This is a genomic window from Streptomyces sp. NPDC020884, assembly GCF_044333935.1.
Classification (GTDB): domain Bacteria; phylum Actinomycetota; class Actinomycetes; order Streptomycetales; family Streptomycetaceae; genus Streptomyces.
Window position 1 is genome coordinate 278165 of record NZ_JBIRRY010000004.1, and the last position, 18479, is coordinate 296643.

The 18479-nt window shown below is 72.7% G+C and carries 16 protein-coding genes; 9 read left to right on the forward strand and 7 right to left on the reverse strand.

Annotation, left to right across the window (positions count from 1 at the left end; genetic code table 11):
* Positions 1–20 precede the first annotated feature (20 nt).
* The gene (locus tag ACH4UK_RS15435) at positions 21–752 is read right to left on the reverse strand and encodes a MerR family transcriptional regulator (protein ID WP_398356555.1); all 732 of its coding nucleotides are present in this window, start codon (positions 750–752) and stop codon (positions 21–23) included.
* A 130-nt stretch (positions 753–882) separates the two neighbouring features.
* Here ACH4UK_RS15435 and ACH4UK_RS15440 point away from each other — a divergent pair, with 130 nt between their 5' ends.
* Positions 883–1359 carry a macro domain-containing protein gene (locus ACH4UK_RS15440; RefSeq protein WP_398356556.1) on the forward strand — a complete coding sequence of 159 codons (477 nt, stop codon included), beginning with the start codon at positions 883–885 and terminating at the stop codon, positions 1357–1359.
* Between the two features lie 116 nt (positions 1360–1475).
* Positions 1476–2348 (forward strand): oxygenase MpaB family protein, encoded by an 873-nt coding sequence (locus ACH4UK_RS15445; protein ID WP_398356557.1) that lies wholly within the window; start codon positions 1476–1478, stop codon positions 2346–2348.
* Positions 2349–2453: 105 nt separating this feature from the next.
* Here ACH4UK_RS15445 and ACH4UK_RS15450 read toward each other — a convergent pair whose 3' ends face one another.
* Complete coding sequence (locus ACH4UK_RS15450) at positions 2454–4025, reverse strand: M1 family metallopeptidase (protein WP_398356558.1); 1572 nt, start codon at positions 4023–4025, stop codon at positions 2454–2456.
* A 250-nt stretch (positions 4026–4275) separates the two neighbouring features.
* On the opposite strand from ACH4UK_RS15450, the gene ACH4UK_RS15455 reads away from it, so the two are divergent.
* Both ACH4UK_RS15455 and ACH4UK_RS15460 read left to right on the forward strand, forming a co-directional pair.
* Positions 4276–5661: a M14 family metallocarboxypeptidase gene (locus ACH4UK_RS15455; RefSeq protein WP_398356559.1), complete on the forward strand. Its 1386-nt coding sequence runs from the start codon at positions 4276–4278 to the stop codon at positions 5659–5661.
* A gap of 73 nt (positions 5662–5734) precedes the next feature.
* Positions 5735–7501: a BCCT family transporter gene (locus tag ACH4UK_RS15460; protein WP_398356560.1), complete on the forward strand. Its 1767-nt coding sequence runs from the start codon at positions 5735–5737 to the stop codon at positions 7499–7501.
* A 119-nt stretch (positions 7502–7620) separates the two neighbouring features.
* Here ACH4UK_RS15460 and ACH4UK_RS15465 read toward each other — a convergent pair whose 3' ends face one another.
* Entirely contained in the window at positions 7621–8553 is a 933-nt protein-coding gene (locus ACH4UK_RS15465) for an FAD-dependent oxidoreductase (RefSeq protein WP_398356561.1), read from the reverse strand.
* 132 nt (positions 8554–8685) lie between these two features.
* Between ACH4UK_RS15465 and ACH4UK_RS15470 the strand changes: the two genes are divergently transcribed.
* Complete coding sequence (locus ACH4UK_RS15470; RefSeq protein ID WP_398356562.1) at positions 8686–10323, forward strand: ABC-F family ATP-binding cassette domain-containing protein; 1638 nt, start codon at positions 8686–8688, stop codon at positions 10321–10323.
* A gap of 58 nt (positions 10324–10381) precedes the next feature.
* On the opposite strand, the gene ACH4UK_RS15475 is transcribed toward ACH4UK_RS15470, so the two are convergent.
* Together ACH4UK_RS15475 and ACH4UK_RS15480 are read right to left on the reverse strand one after the other, a co-directional pair.
* Positions 10382–12832 (reverse strand): Tex family protein, encoded by a 2451-nt coding sequence (locus ACH4UK_RS15475; RefSeq protein WP_398356563.1) that lies wholly within the window; start codon positions 12830–12832, stop codon positions 10382–10384.
* A 190-nt stretch (positions 12833–13022) separates the two neighbouring features.
* Positions 13023–13892, reverse strand: a complete 870-nt coding sequence (locus ACH4UK_RS15480) for a hypothetical protein (protein WP_398356564.1) — start codon at positions 13890–13892, stop codon at positions 13023–13025.
* 126 nt (positions 13893–14018) lie between these two features.
* On the opposite strand from ACH4UK_RS15480, the gene ACH4UK_RS15485 reads away from it, so the two are divergent.
* Positions 14019–14990, forward strand: a complete 972-nt coding sequence (locus ACH4UK_RS15485) for a GlxA family transcriptional regulator (RefSeq protein ID WP_398356565.1) — start codon at positions 14019–14021, stop codon at positions 14988–14990.
* A 43-nt stretch (positions 14991–15033) separates the two neighbouring features.
* Complete coding sequence (locus ACH4UK_RS15490; RefSeq protein ID WP_398356566.1) at positions 15034–15669, forward strand: DJ-1/PfpI family protein; 636 nt, start codon at positions 15034–15036, stop codon at positions 15667–15669.
* On the opposite strand, the gene ACH4UK_RS15495 is transcribed toward ACH4UK_RS15490, so the two are convergent.
* Entirely contained in the window at positions 15654–16424 is a 771-nt protein-coding gene (locus ACH4UK_RS15495) for an enoyl-CoA hydratase/isomerase family protein (RefSeq protein ID WP_398356567.1), read from the reverse strand. The two genes, ACH4UK_RS15490 and ACH4UK_RS15495, sit on opposite strands and share 16 nt — an antisense overlap.
* 80 nt (positions 16425–16504) lie before the next feature.
* Here ACH4UK_RS15495 and ACH4UK_RS15500 point away from each other — a divergent pair, with 80 nt between their 5' ends.
* Both ACH4UK_RS15500 and ACH4UK_RS15505 read left to right on the forward strand, forming a co-directional pair.
* Positions 16505–17128 (forward strand): HdeD family acid-resistance protein, encoded by a 624-nt coding sequence (locus ACH4UK_RS15500; RefSeq protein ID WP_398356568.1) that lies wholly within the window; start codon positions 16505–16507, stop codon positions 17126–17128.
* A 146-nt stretch (positions 17129–17274) separates the two neighbouring features.
* Positions 17275–17730 (forward strand): ATP-binding protein, encoded by a 456-nt coding sequence (locus ACH4UK_RS15505; RefSeq protein ID WP_398356569.1) that lies wholly within the window; start codon positions 17275–17277, stop codon positions 17728–17730.
* Positions 17731–17757: 27 nt separating this feature from the next.
* On the opposite strand, the gene idi is transcribed toward ACH4UK_RS15505, so the two are convergent.
* Positions 17758–18351, reverse strand: coding sequence for an isopentenyl-diphosphate Delta-isomerase (gene idi, locus ACH4UK_RS15510; protein WP_398356570.1), 594 nt, complete (start codon positions 18349–18351; stop codon positions 17758–17760).
* Positions 18352–18479: the final 128 nt, after the last annotated feature.

An 18479-nucleotide genomic window follows, 5' to 3' on the forward strand; every position in this document is an offset into this window, starting at 1 on the left:
CTCGCGGGCCGCGTTCACCGTCACTCGGCGGTGAACGCGGCCCGCAGCTCCTCCTTCAGCGACCGCTGAAAGGCCGTCACCAGCGCCTGCACCACGATCGGTTGCATATCGGCGGACAGCGACTTCATCGCCGCCACATGCTCCGGGTCGCCCTCGCGCTCCCGGTAGGGGTTCCACACCTCGTCCCGGAACAGCCGCGTCATCTCCTGGGCGGCCGAGCGGGTGTGCTCCAGCAGAACGGTCCGGGCCGCCAGGATCGTCTCGTGCGCGATCGGCACGTCCAGCAGCTCCACCCCGAGCCGCAGCAGCCCCAGATCCACCCGGTACTCCTCACCGGGCTCCTGCGGCCGCACCAGCACCCCCATCGCCGCCAGCCGCTCCACATCCGCCTCCGCCAGCGCCCGCCCGGCCCGCCGCTCCAGCTCGGACCGGGAGAGGCTCTCGGTCTTGTCCGGCGCCCAGGACGCGACGAGGGCCCGGTGGATCGCCAGATCGTGGGCGCTCAGGTCGGGCGGCAGCTGCTCCAGATAGCGCTCGATGGCGGCCAGCGTCATGCCCTGCTGCTGGAGCTCCTCGATCAGCGCGAGCCGCGAGAGATGGTCCGGCCCGTAGTGCCCGACCCGGCGGGGGCCGATGACCGGGGGCGGCAGCAGACCCCGGGTGCTGTAGAAGCGCACGGTGCGCACGGTGACTCCGGCGCGGGCCGCCAGCTCGTCCACCGTGAGCGTGGGCTCGTCGGTCCCCGTCGCCATCTCTGCTCCCCGCAGTCGAACCCTCGTATCGGACAGTGCCGCTGTCTCACCACTACTGTAAAAGTCTCCGGCACCGGGGCCTCCCCGTCCACCCCGGCCCGTTGTCAGTGGCGGCCCGTACGGTGAGGTCATGTCGGAGATCGTCTATGTACGGGGGGACGCCACCGCCCCGCAGGGCAAGGGCGTCAAGCTGATCGTCCACGTCTGCAACGACCTCGGCGGCTGGGGCAAGGGCTTCGTCCTGGCCCTCTCCCGCCGCTGGCCCGAGCCCGAGGCCGCCTACCGCCGCTGGCACCGGGAGCGCGCCGGCAACGACTTCGCCCTGGGAGCCGCGCAGTTCGTGCAGGTGGGGCCCCTTCTCTGGGTGGCCAACACGATCGGCCAGCGGGGCATGCGCACGGGCAGCAAGGGAGTGCCCGTGCGGTACGAGGCCATCGACGCGGCGCTCGGCGCGGTGGCCGTCAGGGCGGGCGAGCTCGGGGCCTCGGTGCACATGCCCCGGATCGGCTGCGGGCTCGCGGGCGGCAGGTGGTCCAGGATCGAGCCGCTGATCGAGCGACGCCTGATATCCGCCGGCCTGCCGGTGACGGTGTACGACCACGACTGACCGGACCGCCGGCGGCCCCGGACCCCGCTTCCACGGTCCTCCCCGGTGCGAGGGATCATGGAGGGGAAGGGGACGGGCAGCGCACGGCAGGCCCGCCGGGACCGCGGGAGCACCGGATGAGCAGCGTGACCGACGCGAGGGACCCCGAGCCGCCCCCGCCCGGCGGAGTGCTCTGGAGCCTGTCCGGCGACATCCGCGCCCTGCTGATGCTGCCCGCCGCCCTCACCCTCCAGGTCGCCCACCCGGCCGTCGGCGCGGGCGTCGACGAGCACTCCGTCTTCCGCACCGACCCGTGGGGGCGCGGCGAACGCTCGCTGCGCTCGCTCCAGCTCTGGGTCTACGGCGGTGCGGAGGCCGCCGAGGAGGGCCGCAGGCTGCGCCGGCTCCACCGCACCATCCGGGGCACCGACACCCGGGGCCGCGCCTACCACGCCCTCACACCTGCCAACTACGCCTGGGTACACGCCACCGGCTTCCCCGTCTACCAGCACGCGGCCCGCTATCTGATCCGGCCCATGAGCCCCGCCCAGGAGCGCGCCCTGTACCGGGAGTGGCTCCAGGTCGGCCGGATCCTCGGCCTGCACGACCGGGACATGCCCCAGAGCATCGAGGAGTTCTGGCCGTACTGGAAGAAGATGCTCGCCGAGGAGGTCGAGGCGACGCCCGTGGTGCGTGAACTGATCGACGTCGACCAGCCGGTGCCGCCGCCGGACCGGGGTCCGTGGCCGTTGCGGATGGTCCTGCGGGCCCTGTGGCCGGTGCTGATGCCGCCGCTGGCCCGCCTCCGGCGGTTCGTCACCATCGGGCTCATGCCGCCCGACGCCCGCGCCGCCGTCGGCCTGCCGTGGACCGCCGGCCAGGAGAAGCGGCTGCGCCGGATGTGCGCGGTCCTGCGGGTCGTGGTCCCCGTCCTTCCGGAGCGGCTGCGCTACCTGCCCCGGGCGCGGGCGGCGCGCGCCGCCGGGCGCAGGGCCGTCTCCGGCGGCTGAGCGGGCCCGCGCCCCCGGCCCGGGGGCGTCCGCAAGCGCCGAGGGGCCGTCGGGGCGGCTGAACTCCCGCCGCTCCGACGGCCCCGGCGCCCCGGGGCGCGACCGTCAGCGATGCTCGTGCCCGCCCGCGCCGCCCCGGCCCGCGGATGCCGCGTGATCGCCGTGGTCACCATGGTCGTGCACGGTGTTCGTCGCCGCGATCTTCTTCCAGGACGCGGGCCGCTCGACCCGCGCCGCCGAGCGTGCCGACAGGGCCGCATCGGCGAGACCCGCATCGGCTGCGGCCGGGAGCGCCGGTCGCGACGGCCGGAAGAGCCAGGTGTCGAAGAGCGCGGCGAGCGGCTTGCCCGAGACCCGCTCCGCGTACCGGACGAAGTCGCCCACGTTCGCGTTCCCGTACGCGTGCTCGGCCGGCCAGCCCTTGAGCAGCTCGAAGAAGGTGTCGTCGCCGACCTCGTCGCGCAGCGCCTGGAGGGCCAGCGCACCCCGGTCGTAGACGGCGATGTCGAACTGGTTGTCCGGGCCCGGGTCGCCGGGCTTCACCTTCCAGAACGGGTCGTCGGCCGGGTGCTGGGCGTAGGTGTAGTCCGCCAGCTCCCGCGCGGTGCCCTCGCCCTCCTTCTCCGACCAGAGCCACTGGCTGTAGCGGGCGAAGCCCTCGTTGATCCAGATGTCCTTCCAGCCGTCGACCGAGACGCTGTCGCCGTACCACTGGTGGGCCAGTTCGTGGACGACGACCGAGACGTTGGCGCCGTTCGCGAACTGCTTGGGGCTGTAGAAGGGCCTGGTCTGGGTCTCCAGGGCGAAGCCGCTCGTCACGTTGGGCACGTATCCGCCCAGTGCGTTGAACGGGTAGGGGCCGAACACCTCGGTCAGCCACTCGGCGACCTCGGTGGTCCGCTCGATGCTCGCGCGGGCCGCGCCGGCGTTGGCGCCCAGGTCCTTGCTGTAGGCGTTGAGGACCGGCAGACCGTCCGCGGTCGTGTCGGTCGTGATGTCGAACCTGCCGATGGCGAGCGTCGTCAGATAGGTCGCCTGCGGCTTGTCGGAGCGCCAGTTGAAGCGGGTCCAGCCGAGCTTCGAACTCTGTGACCGGAGCACCCCGTTGCTGATCGCCTGGGTGCCGTCGGGCACCGAGACCGACACGTCGTAGGTGGCCTTGTCCAGCGGGTGGTCGTTGCTCGGGTACCACCACACCGCCGACTCCGGCTCCTGCGCGGCGACACCGCCGTCCGGGGTCCTGGCCCAGGCGGTCCAGTCGTTGATCTTCAGCTCGGACGGCTTCCCGGCGTACCGGACCACCACCGAGACGTCCTTGCCCTTGGCCAGGGGGGCGGTCGGAGTGACCTCCAGCTCGTGGTCCCCGCTCGTGGCGAATCGGGCCTTCCTGCCGTTCACCCGCACCTCGGAGACCTCGAGTCCGAAGTCGAGGTTGAAGCGGGACAGCTCCTGCGTGGCGGTGGCGAGGATCGTCGCCGTGCCCTCCAGCAGGTCGGTCGCCGGCTGGTACTTCAGCCGCAGGTCGTAGTGGGAGACGTCGTAGCCGCCGTTGCCGCTGGCCGGGTAATAGGGGTCGCCGATACCCGGGGCGCCCACGGTGCCCGGTGCGGCCGCTGCCGGGATCGCCAGCAGAAGGGTGGCCGCCAGTGCGCTGGGGACGATGAGTCTGCGGTGCACAGCATGCTCCAATGAGTCGGGACGGATGATCTTCCGACCGGTCGTCACGAGGCTATGCGCGCGCCGGAGCAGGACGGGCCATTCCGGGCACTCCCGTCACACGATCGCCATTCCGTCGTCACGGAGGCCGGGCGGACCGCGGTGATCGCCCCCTGTCGCACAGGAGTTGACCGGTGTAACGTCCGCACATCGCCGAGGGGCCGACGGGCGTCACGGTGCCCGCCCCACATGTCCCGGGAGGCAGCCGCCGATGACCCATCGCGTCGCTCGCGCACTCCGCATGCTCAGCCCGCACCCGTGGCTCGCCCCGGTCGCCGGGCCCGCGCGGCCGGAGTCCGAGCCCCGGCGCCGGGGTGCGAGGGCGCTGCGCCGGACGGGCGTGGCGGCGACGCTCGCCGCGCTGGCCCTCCCGTTCGCCATCGCGCCCGCCGAGGCCGCGCCCCGCCCGCCGCGCACCGGGTTCGAGACGAGCGAGGGGGCCCGCTGGACCGGTGAGGCGGAGGAGCGGACCTTCCTCGCCGCGGTGGAGCGGGGGAGCGACCGGGTCTCCGTGGACCGGGTCGGCACGACCGGCCAGGGCCGCCCGCTGAGGCTCGTACGCGTGGGCCGGGAACACCCCGGCGCCACCACGGTGCTGCTGATCTGCAGTCAGCACGGGGACGAGCCCGCCGGGCGCGAGGCCTGTCTGACCACGGTCCGCGACCTGGCGTTCGCCGAGGACCGGGCCACCCGCGCCTTCCTGTCCCGTACGACCCTGCTGGTGCTGCCCACGGCCAACCCCGACGGGCGCGCCGCCGACACCCGCGGCAACGCCGACGGGGTCGACATCAACCGGGACCACATCGCCCTGGAGACCGCCGAGGCGCGGACGATCGCCGCCGTCGTGCGCGACGAACGACCGCAGGTGATCTACGACTTGCACGAGTACGGCGCGACGCCGCCGTACTACGACAAGGACCTGTTCGCCCTGTGGCCGCGCAACCTCAACGTCGACGACCGGGTCCACGACGCCTCGCGCACCCTCTCCGAGCGCTATGTCCGCCCCGCCGCGACGGCGGGCGGCTACAGCAGCGGCCACTACGGCATCTGGACCGACCCGGCCACCGGGGAGCCCGTCAAGCAGGTCGCGGGCGACGGCCAGGAACGGATCCTGCGCAACACCTCCGGCCTCAAGCACGCGGTCGGCCTGCTCATCGAGTCCCGGGTCGACGCGCTGAGCGACGCGGAGAAGGCCGATCCGGCGCTCAACCACCGGCGCAGGGTCCACTCCCAGCGGACCGCGCTCGGCGGCCTCTTCGACTTCACCGACGAGCAGCGCGCCCGGCTCCGTACGGCCACCGCCCTCTCGCGCCTGACCGGCCTCGCCGACCGCGGGCCCGTGTATCTCGGCGGCGCGGACAACGACCCGGCCGAGCCCGCCGAGATCCTCGCCGACCCGCCGTGCGGCTACCGGCTGGACGCTCCCCGGTACGCGGCGGTGAAGGACGAGCTGGCTCTGCACGGCGTCGAGGTCAGGCCGGAGGGCGATGGCGTGTTTGTGTCTCTTCGCCAGTCAGCTCGTAGTCTGATCCCGCTGCTTCTCGATCAGCGGGCGACATATCCCCTCACAAAGGGTCAAGCAAGAACTGCTTGTTGATCCTTCGAGATCCGGGGCAGGTGTGGTACTGCCTACGGAGAGCGTTTTCCAGATTCAGTGAAAGGTGCCATTTGTGTCCCAGGACGACCAGACAACGGACGGGCGGGAAGGGCTGTCGGTCACGGCGGATCTTCCCCCCGAACCGGTCAGTACCAGGACTCCCACCACCGACCGGGTGGTGTTCGGTGTCACGGCGGTCCTCACGCTCGCCTTCGTCGTCTGGGGTGCGACCGCCACCGACTCCCTGGAGAGCGTGTCCGGCAAGCTGCTCAAGGGGCTGATCCACAACGGTGGCTGGGCCTTCATGCTGGCCGCGTCGGCCTTCGTCATCTTCGCCCTGTGGCTGGCCATCAGCCGGTACGGGAAGATCTGCCTCGGCCAGGAGGGCGAGCAGCCGGAGTTCCGGACCATCTCCTGGATCGCGATGATGTTCAGCGCCGGTATGGGCATCGGGCTGATGTTCTGGGGCGTGAGCGAACCCCTCGCCCACTTCAAGACCCCGCCGCCCGGCACCGACCCCGCCGACTCGGCCGAGGCCATGCAGACGGCGATGGCGACCACGCTCTTCCACTGGACGCTGCACCCCTGGGCCATCTACGCCGTGGTCGGGCTCGCCATCGCCTACAGCGCCTACCGGATGCGCAGGCGTCAGACGATCAGCGCGGTCTTCGAGCCGCTGATCGGCAAGCGTCATGCCTACGGCGGCGTCGGCCGTGTCATCGACATCCTGGCCATCTTCGCCACCCTGTTCGGCTCCGCCGCCTCCCTGGGCCTCGGCGCCCTCCAGATCGGGAGCGGTATCCAGGAACTGGACTGGATGGAGAAGGCCGGCACCGGGCTTCTCGTCGCCATCATCGCCGTGCTGACCGTCGCGTTCGTCGCCTCCGCGGTCTCCGGTGTCGAGAAGGGCATCCAGTGGCTGTCCAACATCAACATGGTGTTGGCCCTGCTCCTCGTCCTGTTCGTCTTCATCGCCGGTCCCACGATCTTCGTGCTCGACCTGGTGCCCACGTCCCTCGGTGCGTACGTGACCGACCTGGGGCAGCTCGTCGGACGCACCGAGGCGACCGGCGGCGGTGACGTGGCCGACTGGCTCGGCAGCTGGACCGTCTTCTACTGGGCCTGGTGGATCTCGTGGACGCCCTTCGTCGGGATGTTCATCGCCAGGATCAGCCGGGGCCGGACGATCCGTCAGTTCGTCGGCGGCGTCATCCTGGTCCCGAGCACGGTCAGCCTGATCTGGTTCGCCATCTTCGGCGGCTCGGCCATGAAGCTGGAGCAGGCCGGAAAGCTCACCGGCGCAGACACCCCGGAGGCGCAGCTGTTCGGCGTCCTCCAGGAGTTCCCGATCGCCACCCTGACGAGCCTCCTGGTGATGATCCTGGTCGGCATCTTCTTCGTCTCCGGCGCGGACGCCGCCTCGATCGTCATGGGCACCCTCTCGCAGAAGGGCGTCCTCGAACCGAGCAAGTGGGTCGTCATCTTCTGGGGCGTCGTGACCGGGGCCGTGGCCGCGATCATGCTGCTCATCGGCGACGGCAAGGACAACGCGCTCGCAGGGCTCCAGAACCTCACCATCCTGGTCGCCGCCCCGTTCACGCTGGTGATGATCGGGATGTGCGTGGCCCTGATGCGGGACCTGCGCAGGGACCCGCAGATCGTCCGCCAGGAGTTCGGCGTGGAGGCGGTCGAGTCCGCGGTGATCGAGGGGCACGCCAAGTACGACGGCGACTTCGAGATCCGTATCGGCCCCGGCACCACGACGATCACGGACGAGCGCCACAAGCCCGACGCCACCGGATCGGGCTCCACGGTCACGGAGAAGCGCCCCTCCGACTGACCGCCGTGCCGCACGACCGACCTGGAGCCCGCGACCGCCGACCGGTCGCGGGCTCCGGCCGGTCGCGGGCTCCGGCCCGGTGTGCCGGGCCCGGGGGCCGCCTCCCGGCAGCTCCCGGGTCAGCGAACCAGCGCCGCCGCCGCCCGCGCGCATCCCCAGGCCACGGTGACGCCCGCGCCGCCGTGCCCGTAGTTGTGCACCAGCAGACCGCCGCCCGGCAGTGCCTCCGCCTCGATCCGCACCCCGGCCTCCCGGGCCGGCCGCAGCCCCACCCGGTGGCCCAGCACCCGGGCGCCGGCGATCTCCGGCCTGATCCGGGCGCACCGCGCCACGATCTCCCGCGCCGTGTCCGGGTCGGGCTCCGTGCGCGGATCATCCGCCTCGGCCGTCCCGCCCAGCACCAGACGGCCCGGCTGCGGGAAGAAATACGTCGTCGCGGCCGACGCCGGATCCGCCTCGGTGTACCACTCCTCGATCCCCGGGTTCGCCACCGCGACCAGCTGCCCCCGCACCGGCCGGACCCCGGCGTCGGGCACCAGCTCGCGCGCCCCGAGACCCGTGCAGTTCACCACCGCCGGGCACTGCGCCGCCGCCTCGCCGAACCCGGTCACGGCCCGCCGCTCCACCGCACCGCCCGCCGCCGCGAGCCGCCGCTCCAGCCACGCCAGATGGACCGGCATGTCCAGCAGCGGCAGCGTCACCCGCAGCCCCTCGGGCGTCTCCACCGCATCCGACAGCTCCGCCGCCCACGGGCCCAGCGCCGCGAACCGCTCCCCGCCGTGCAGCCCCGCCACCCGCCGTACACCGGTCTCCTGCGGTACGGCGGCCAGCTCCTCGTAGACCGCCAGCGTCTCCAGCGACCAGTCGCCCACCCGCTCCGCCGGCTCGATCCGGTACGGCCACCACAGCGCCCCGGCCACCGCCGACGTCGTCGCCCCGGCCGGATCGCGCGACCAGACCCGCACCCGCAGTCCGCGCTCCGCCAGCGTCACGGCGGTGGTGAGACCGACGACCCCACCGCCCACCACGATCACATCCGCCCTCACGGTCACTCCTGTCCCTCGGTCCGCGCCTCTCGCTGTACGGACGGTAGGGGAATCCGGCGGCGGGGGCACCGGGCACGGCCGGGGCGCAGGACACCGGAGACCGGGGACGGCCCGGCGGCGATTAGGATCGGCACCCTGATGACTGCCACTCTCGTCGCCAAGGACCTCGCCGCCGGACACGGCGACCGCACGCTCTTCGCCGGGCTCGACCTCGTCGTCGCCCCCGGTGACGTGATCGGTCTCGTCGGAGTCAACGGCGCCGGTAAATCCTCCCTGCTCCGCCTGCTCGCCGGGCTCGACCGCCCGGAGGAGGGCGAGCTGCGGCTCTCCCCGCCCACCGCCACCGTCGGCCACCTCCCGCAGGAGCCCGAGCGCCGCGACGGCGAGACGGTGGCCGCGTTCCTGGCCCGCCGCACCGGCGTCGCCGACGCCCAGCGCACCATGGACGAGGCGACCGAGGCCCTGGTCGCGGGAGCCCCGGGCGCGGACGACGCGTACTCCGAGTCCCTGGAGCGCTGGCTCGCCCTCGGCGGCGCGGACCTGGAGGAGCGGGCCGAGCAGGTCGCCGCCGAGCTGGGCCTGACCGTGGGCCTGGACCGGCCCATGACCGCCCTCTCCGGCGGACAGGCGGCCCGCGCCGGGCTCGCCTCGCTGCTCCTCTCCCGCTACGACGTCTTCCTGCTCGACGAGCCCACCAACGACCTCGACCTGGACGGCCTCGAGCGCCTGGAGCGCTTCGTGTCCGGCCTGCGCGCGGGCACCGTCGTCATCAGCCACGACCGCGAGTTCCTGATGCGCACGGTCACCAAGGTGCTGGAGCTGGACCTCGCCCAGCAGCAGATCAACCTGTACGGCGGTGGCTACGCGGCCTACCTGGAGGAGCGGGAGACCGCCCGCCGGCACGCCCGCGAGGGCTACGAGGAGTACGCCGACAAGAAGGCCTCCCTCGAGGCGCGCGGCCATATGCAGCGCTCCTGGATGGACAAGGGCGTCAAGAACGCCCGCCGCAAGGCCACCGACGGCGACAAGCTCGGCCGCAACGCCCGCAGCGAGGCCAGCGAGAAGCAGGCCGCGAAGGCCCGGCAGACCCAGCGCATGATCGAACGTCTCGACGCCGTCGAGGAGCCGCGCAAGGAGTGGGAGCTGCGGATGGAGATCGCCTCCGCCCCGCGCTCCGGATCCGTCGTCGCGACCCTGCGCGACGCCCGCGTGGCGCGCGGCGACTTCTCCTTCGGGCCCGCCTCGCTCCAGATCGACTGGGCGGACCGGGTCGCCATCACCGGGGCCAACGGCGCGGGCAAGTCCACCCTGCTGGCCGCCCTGCTGGAGCGGCTTCCGCTGGACTCCGGCAACGCCGTGCTCGGTTCGGGCGTCGTCGTCGGCGAAGTGGACCAGGCCCGCAGGCTGTTCCTCGGAGCGCAGTCGCTGCTGGACGCGTTCTGCGCGGCCGTGCCCGACACGGAACCGGCCGAAGTCCGCACCCTGCTCGCCAAGTTCGGCCTCCGCGCCGACCATGTGATGCGTCCGGCGACCAGCCTGTCCCCGGGCGAACGCACCCGTGCGGCCCTGGCCCTGCTCCAGGGCCGGGGCGTCAACCTCCTGGTGCTCGACGAGCCGACGAACCACCTGGACCTGCCCGCCATCGAGCAGTTGGAGGCGGCCCTGGAGACGTACACGGGCACCCTGCTGCTGGTCACCCACGACCGGCGGATGCTGGCGGCGGTCAGGACGACGCGCCGCATCGAAGTGGCGGACGGCCAGGTCAAGGAAGTCTGAGCACGGTTACGGCGGTGGGGGCGGGCCGCACCCGGCGGCCCGCCCCCACCGCCGTCGTTCAGCGTCCCCGGCCGCCCTGCTGCGGATCGGTCAGCCCGGCCCGCCGCAGCGCGTCCGCCATGGCGCTGTTGGCCGGAGCCGGAGCGCCCTGGCCCTGCCGGGACGCGCCGCCGCCGCGCCGGTCCCGGCCGCCGCCCTGCCTGCCCTGGCCGCCACCGGACGGCTGGCCCTGCGCCTGGCCCTGGCCCTGCCCCTGGCGCTGCTTCGGGGGACGGCCGCCCCGCTCGCCGCGGCCCTGCTGCCCGCCGCCGGAACCGCCGCCCGCACCGGGCTCGTCGTCCAGCCGCAGCGTCAGCGAGATCCGCTTGCGCGGCACATCGACGTCCATGACCTTGACCTTCACGATGTCGCCGGGCTTCACGACGTCGCGCGGGTCCTTCACGAAGGTCTTCGACAGCGCCGAGACGTGCACCAGACCGTCCTGGTGGACGCCGACGTCGACGAACGCGCCGAACGCGGCCACGTTGGTCACGACGCCCTCCAGCACCATGCCGGGCTCCAGGTCGCCGAGCTTCTCGACGCCCTCCTTGAAGGTCGCCGTGCGGAACGCCGGACGCGGGTCGCGTCCGGGCTTCTCGAGCTCCTTGAGGATGTCGGTCACGGTCGGCAGGCCGAACATGTCGTCGACGAAGTCCGCCGCGCGCAGCGCCCGCAGCGCCTCCGCGTTACCGATCAGCGAGGCCACCTCGCCGCCCGCCGTCCTGCCCATCGCCCGCACCACCGGGTAGGCCTCGGGGTGCACGCTGGAGCCGTCCAGCGGGTCGTCGCCGCCCCGGATCCGCAGGAAGCCCGCGCACTGCTCGTACGCCTTCGGGCCGAGCCGCGCCACGTCCTTGAGCGACTTGCGGGACTGGAAGGGGCCGTGGGAGTCCCGGTGCGCCACGATGTTCTCGGCGAGCCCCGAGCTGATCCCCGAGACCCGGGAAAGCAGGGGAGCGGACGCGGTGTTGACGTCCACACCGACGCCGTTCACACAGTCCTCGACGACCGCGTCCAGCGACCGCGACAGCTTCACCTCGGACAGGTCGTGCTGGTACTGCCCGACACCGATCGACTTCGGGTCGATCTTCACCAGCTCGGCCAGCGGGTCCTGGAGCCGCCGCGCGATCGAGACGGCTCCGCGCAACGTCACGTCCATGTCGGGCAGTTCCTGCGAGGCGAACGCGGACGCGGAGTACACCGAGGCGCCCGCCTCCGAGACCATCACCTTGGTGAGGTTCAACTCCGGGTGCTTGTCGATCAGTTCACCGGCTAGCTTGTCCGTCTCGCGGGAGGCCGTGCCGTTGCCGATCGCGATCAGGTCGACCGCGTGCTCCTTGGCGAGCTGCGCCAGCTTCGCCAGCGCCTGGTCCCACTTGTTCGCGGGCACGTGCGGGTGGATCACGTCGGTGGCCACCACCTTGCCGGTGGCGTCGACGACCGCGACCTTCACCCCCGTACGGAAACCGGGGTCCAGGCCCAGCGTGGCCCGCGTCCCGGCCGGGGCGGCCAGCAGCAGATCGCGCAGGTTCGAGGCGAAGACCCGCACCGCCTCGTCCTCCGCGGCGGTGCGCAGCCGCAGCCGCAGGTCGATGCCCAGGTGCACCTGGATCCGGGTCCGCCAGGCCCAACGCACGGTGTCGCCGAGCCACTTGTCGCCGGGGCGGCCCCGGTCGGCGATCTCGAAGCGGCGGGCGATCATGTTCTCGTACGCGGAGGGGCCCGGCCGCTCGGCGGTCTCCGGCTCCTCCGGTTCCAGGACCAGATCGAGCACGTTCTCCTTCTCGCCGCGCAGCATCGCGAGCACCCGGTGCGAGGGCAGCGCGGTGAACGGCTCGGCGAAGGAGAAGTAGTCGGCGAACTTCGCGCCGGCCTCCTCCTGGCCCTCGCGCACCGCCGCCGCCAGCCGGCCGCGGGTCCACATGCGCTCGCGCAGCTCGCCGGTGAGGTCGGCGTCCTCGGAGAACCGCTCGGTGAGGATCGACCGGGCCCCGTCCAGGGCGGCGGCCGCGTCCGCGACGCCCTTGTCGCCGTCCACGAACGCGGCGGCCGCCGCGAGCGGATCGACCGACTGGTCGCCGAGCAGCCCGTCCGCCAGCGGTTCGAGCCCCGCCTCCCGGGCGATCTGCGCCTTCGTCCGCCGCTTCGGCTTGAACGGCAGATAGATGTCCTCCAGGCGCGCCTTGGTCTCGGCGGCCCGGATGCTCGCCTCCAGCGCCTCGTCGAGCTTGCCCTGCTCGCGTACCGACTCGAGGATCGCCGTACGCCGTTCCTCCAGCTCCCGCAGATAGCGCAGCCGCTCCTCCAGGGTGCGCAGCTGCGCATCGTCGAGGGATTCGGTCGCCTCCTTGCGGTAGCGCGCGATGAACGGCACGGTCGATCCGCCGTCGAGCAACTCGACGGCCGCCCTGACCTGTCGCTCACGTACGCCGAGCTCCTCGGCGATCCTGCCTTCGATGGACGTCGTCACGGTTTTCCCGACTCGCCTTCTCGTACTGGCTGTGCTGGCCGTGCTCGCGTCGTGATGAGCACGTTCTTGCTTGCCGGGGGCATCCCCCGGGCCTGCATTGTGCCGGGTGGCCGGGCGTCGTGTCGCGTGACCTCGGGCAACACGCCCGGGAGCCCCGGCACCGTGTGCGGGGCTCCCGGGCGGTGCGGTGTCAGGCCCGGCCGGTCGCCGAGTCCGGGAACGCGCCCGCGGCGGCGGCCGTGAACAGGAAGCCGCGTCCGAGTTCGGTGAGCCGCTCCACGCCTGCCGCGCCCAGGTGCTCGTACGGCGCGGTGTCCATCCGGTCCGTGGCCTCCTCGACCTCCGCGCGCAGCGCCGTGCCCGCCTCGGTCAGCGACAGCTCCTGCGCGGTGTCGAGCAGCCCGCGCTCCCGCAGCCGGCCGGACGCGGCCTCCCAGTCGGCGCGGCGCCAGCCGCGGCTGGACAGGATCCAGCGAATGGCCATGCCCTTGCCGGTCGCGGTGTGGCTGACGAGCGACTCCAGCGGGTCCAGGCCGGCCGCGAGCAGCGCGGCCAGATGCGCGTCGCCCCGGTGCTCGCGGAGCAGGGTCGCGGCGTGCCAGAACGCCAGGTGCGGCTCATCGGGCACCGGCAGATCCGCGTGCGCGGCGTACAGCGGCCGGGCGTGCGGGGTGCAGGCCTCGGTGGCGCGCAGCGCGAGCCGCGCCGCCTCCGCCATCTCGTCGGAGGCGATGATCTCCTCGCCGAGCAGCCGGCGCAGCGTCGTGTCCGCCGCCCGCAGCCGGGCCCCGAGGACCTGCTCGGGCGACGCGGTCTCCCAGACGGCGGGCACATGGCGGGCGACCAGGGCGGGGTTGAAGTTGTAGAAGGTGGCGGTGACGGTCCCCGCACCCACCGCGCCGAGCGCGGCGGCCCGGGTCGCGAAGTAGGCGGCGCTGGGGTCCTCGATGCCGATCTTCCCCATCTCCGCACCGAGGTCGGGGGAGAAGAAGAGGCACGAGTGCAGCGGGTTGACGGCGTTGTGGCAGCGGCGCTCCGCGCGGGCCGGGAGAGAACTCATACCTGCACGTTACCGACTGGTCGGTACGACGTGGAACCCCGGGGAGCGGGGAGATCCTCCAGGACGGGGCGATGGCAGGAAAGGTGGGATATTCGCCATTGCGGCCATCGCCGCCCAGCGCCCAGGATGGTGGACGTGAAGCAGCGAACCGTCCTCGTCGTCCTCTTCGACGGCGTCCAGAGTCTCGACGTCTCCGGCCCGATGGAGGTCTTCGCCGGAGCCGGCCGGGCTCCGGGCGTCTGCTACGAACTGCGGACCGCCTCGCTCGACGGCGGCCCCGTCCGGGCCGACGCCGGCCTGACCCTGCTGCCGGACAGCAGCCTGGCCGACGCGCCCGCCCCGCACACCCTGCTGGTGCCCGGCGGGAACGTCACCCGGGGCTCCCACCCCGAGCTGGCCGGCTGGCTGCGGGAGCACGCGCCGCGGGCCGAGCGGCTGGTCTCCGTGTGCACCGGGGCGCTGCTGCTGGCCGAGGCGGGCCTGCTGGACGGACACCGGGTCACCACCCACTGGAACTACTGCGAGCGGCTGGCCCGCGATCACCCGGCGGTTCGCGTCGAACCCGAACCGATCTTCGTACGGGACGGGAGACTGTCCACCTCCGCGGGTGTCACCGCGGGCATCGACCTCGCCCTCGCACTCGTCGAGGAGGACCACGGGCGCGACCTCGCGCTGAACATCGCCCGGCACCTCGTGGTGTTCCTGCGCCGTCCCGGCAACCAGGCCCAGTTCAGCGCGCAGCTCAGCACCCAGACCGCACAGCGCGAACCGCTGCGCGAGGTCCAGCACTGGATCACCGAGCACCCGGACGCGGATCTGGGGGTGGACGCCCTCGCGGCCCGCGCCCGGCTCTCGCCCCGGCACTTCGCCCGTGCGTTCCGGACGGAAACCGGAACGACCCCCGGGCGGTACGTCGAGCGCGTCCGCCTGGAGCACGCCCGCCGGCTCCTGGAGGACACCGCCGACGGCATCGAACAGGTCGCCCGCGCCAGTGGCTACGGCACCCCGGAAGCCATGCGCCGCGCCTTCGTGAAGACCCTCGCGACGGCGCCCGCCGAATACCGCCGCCGCTTCCGCACCCCCGCGTCCAGCACCTGACCGCCGACAGCACCAAAACCGACCCGACCGAGAGGCAGCTCCCGTGCAGATCGCCATCCTGCTCTTCGACCGTTTCACCGCCCTGGACGCGGTGGGCCCCTACGAGATCCTCAGCCGCGCGCCCGACGCCGAGACCGTCTTCGTCGCCGAGCGGACCGGCCCCGTCCGCAACGACAGCGGGAGCCTCGCGCTCGTCGCGGAGAAGACGCTGGCCGAGGTGCCGTCCCCCGACCTGGTGATCGTGCCGGGCGGCCCCGGCCAGAGCGACCAGATGGAGAACGAGGCCCTGCTCGGCTGGCTGCGCGCGGTCGACGCCACCAGTGGCTGGACCACCTCGGTCTGCACCGGCTCGCTGCTGCTGGCGGCGGCCGGACTGCTGCGGGGCCGGCGGGCCACCTCGCACTGGCTGGCGCTGGAGGTGCTGAAGGAGTTCGGCGTCGAGCCCACCGGGGAGCGGGTCGTGTCCGACGGCAAGTACGTCACCGCCGCCGGGGTCTCCTCCGGCATCGACATGGGGCTGACCCTGCTCGGCCGGATCGCGGGCGACGACGTGGCGCGTTCGGTGCAGCTGCTCACGGAGTACGACCCGCAGCCGCCCTACGACTGCGGCTCGCCGCAGAAGGCCCCGGCGGCCCTCGTGGAGGAGTGGCGGGCCAAGAGCCGTCACACCACCCGGTAGGGCCCGGTGGTGTAGGTGAACCGGGGCGCGCGCCGCTCCAGGAAGGCGGCGACGCCCTCCGCCGTGTCGCCGCTGCCCCGTGCCTCTTCGGCCCAGTACCCGTCCCGGTCCGTCAGGCCCGCGGCGAACTCCTTCGCCGCGGCCTGGGTGAGCTGGGACCGGGACGCCAGGACCCGTGCGTACTCCTCGACCCGCTCGTCCAGGCCGCCCGCCGGCAGCACCTCGTCGGCCAGGCCGGTGCGCAGCGCCCGCTCCGTGTCGATCAGCTCGCCGGAGAACAGCAGGTGCTTGGCCGTGGCCGGGCCGACCAGGGCGACCAGCCGCCGGGTCGATGAGGCGGGATAGACGATGCCGAGCTTGGCCGGGGTGACCCCGAAGGAGGCACCCGCCTCCGCGAACCGCAGATCGCAGGCGGCGGCCAGCTGGCTGCCGCCCCCCACGCAGTAGCCGCGCACCGCTGCCAGGGTCGGCCGGGGGAACGCGGCGAGCGCCTCCTCGGCTGCCACCGCCAGGCCCTGCGCGGTGTCCGCGCTCCCGCGCAGCGTGGAGATGTCGGCCCCGGCGCAGAAGGTGTCCCCGGCCCCGGTCAGCACCAGTGCCCGGACCGCCGGATCGGCCGCCAGCCGCTCCAGCAGCTCCGGCAGGCTCCGCCACATCGCGGCGGTCATCGCGTTGCGCTTGGCGGGGTTCGCGATCACGACGGTGGCGACGCCGCGGTCGACGGACGGGATCAGGCGGGGTTCCGTACGGTCCATGCGCCGGATGCTATCCGGGGGGTTCGAACCTATGATCAAGAAGGGGTCGCGAGACGGACACGCACCGTAAGGAGCTGTCGATGAACGGACCCACCGCCGAGGGCAGGAAGCTCAGCCGCAGTTTCGGCTGGCTCGCCCTGCTCGGCACGCTGCTGGTGATCGCGGGCATCATCGGCCTGGTCTACACCGGGGTCGCCACGCTCACCTCGATGCTGCTCTTCGGCTGGCTGCTGCTCGTCGGCGGTCTGGTCGGGCTGCTGCACGCGATCGAGTCGCGCGGCACGAACTACTTCTGGCTGGGCGTCGTGGTCGCGGCCCTCAACATCGCCGCGGGCGTCGTCGTCATCAAGCACCCCGAGGGCACGGCCGAGGCGCTGACCATGTTCGCCGCCCTGCTCTTCCTCACCGGCGGGGTCTTCCGGCTGGTCGGCAGCGTCGTGGTGCGCGGCCCGCAGATGGGCTGGACGCTGCTTCAGGGCGCCTTCGGCCTGCTGCTGGGGCTGCTGGTGCTCTTCGACTGGCCGCACAGCAGTCTGTATGTCCTGGGCTGCTTCTTCTCGCTGGCCCTGCTGTTCGACGGGCTCGGCCTGGTCGCCATCGGCGTCGGCGGCCGGCGCATCGTCAGCATGGTCTCGGAGCGGCTCGATGAAAGTGCCCCGGCCCCGGACGAGCTGAGCCAGTCACCAGAAGAAGAACAGAAGTAGTCCCTGGGGTGGCAACGGCGGTCACGTCCGGTCAAATAGCGCCGATACCTGGCTACTTCCCATCAGTGGCACGGTCCGGACCAGGCCATTCCTAACACTCTTTACTCGACGGTCAGTGCAGTGCGAGTGAGAGCTGGTGCCGGACGATGGAGAGCCTCGGGAGTGCCCCCGCCGACCCCGTGTCGTACGAGGGGGTGTGGCGCTTCACCGCCCCCGCCGTGGACGCGTCCGTGCCCAGCGCCCGGCACGCGGTGCGCGATCTCCTCGGCCGGCAGGGCGTGCCGATCGAGGACGACGTCCTCCAGGGGCTCCTGCTGATCGTCTCGGAACTGGTCACCAACGCCGTCAAGCACGCCGCGCTCCTGTCGCCCGAGCTGGCCGTCGAGGTGGCCATCGCCGTCGACTGGGTCAGAGTGTCGGTCGAGGACAACCACCCCTACCGCCCCACCGCCCTGGAGACGGACTACGCGCAGACCGGCGGCCGGGGACTGCTGCTGGTCAAGGTGATCACCGCGGAGGCGGGCGGCACCTGCGACGTCGAGCACACCGCGAGCGGCGGCAAGATCATCTGGGCGGCGCTGCCGTTGAAGACGCAGCTCTGACCGCCCCGTACGCGGTGCGAGCGCGGGTCACCAGCCCGCCGAGGGCCCCGTCAGCTCGCGGATCGCCGGCCGTGCCGCGTCCAGCACCGTCATGAACCACGCCGAGAACGGCGCCTGCGCGTGCCGCTCCGCCAGCTCCGCCGCCGTCACGAAGGCCGTCTCCCCGACCTCCTCGGGGTCCGGCTTCAGCGCCTTCTGGGCCATTCCCACGAACAGGTGGTTGAACTCCTGCTCCACCAGACCCGAAGCGGGGTCCGGGTGGTTGTAGCGAACGGTGCCCGCCTCGGCCAGCAGCGAGGGCGAGAGCCCCAGCTCCTCGTACGTACGCCGGGCGGCGGCCGCGAACGGGGCCTCGCCCGGATAGGGGTGACCGCAGCACGTGTTCGACCAGACGCCGGGGGAGTGGTACTTGCCGAGCGCCCGGCGCTGGAGCAGGAGCCGCCCCTGCTCGTCGAAGAGGAAGACGGAGAACGCGCGGTGCAGCTGCCCGGGGGCCTGATGGGCCGCCAGCTTCTCCGCGGTGCCGATGGTGGCGCCGTTCTCGTCGACCAGTTCGAGCATGATCGCTTCTGCGGTGCCGTTCGACGAGCTGTGCGTCGCGGTGGCTGGTGTGGTCGGCATACCCATCCTTCGCTTTGGTCCCCGGCCTCGTGCGCCGGGCCCCTGGAGTCCGGTCAAGTCTGCCGTACAAAAGCCGCTTGCCCGCACTTCGGGGCCGGGCATGTCCGTCCCGCCGCGCTCGCCGGGCG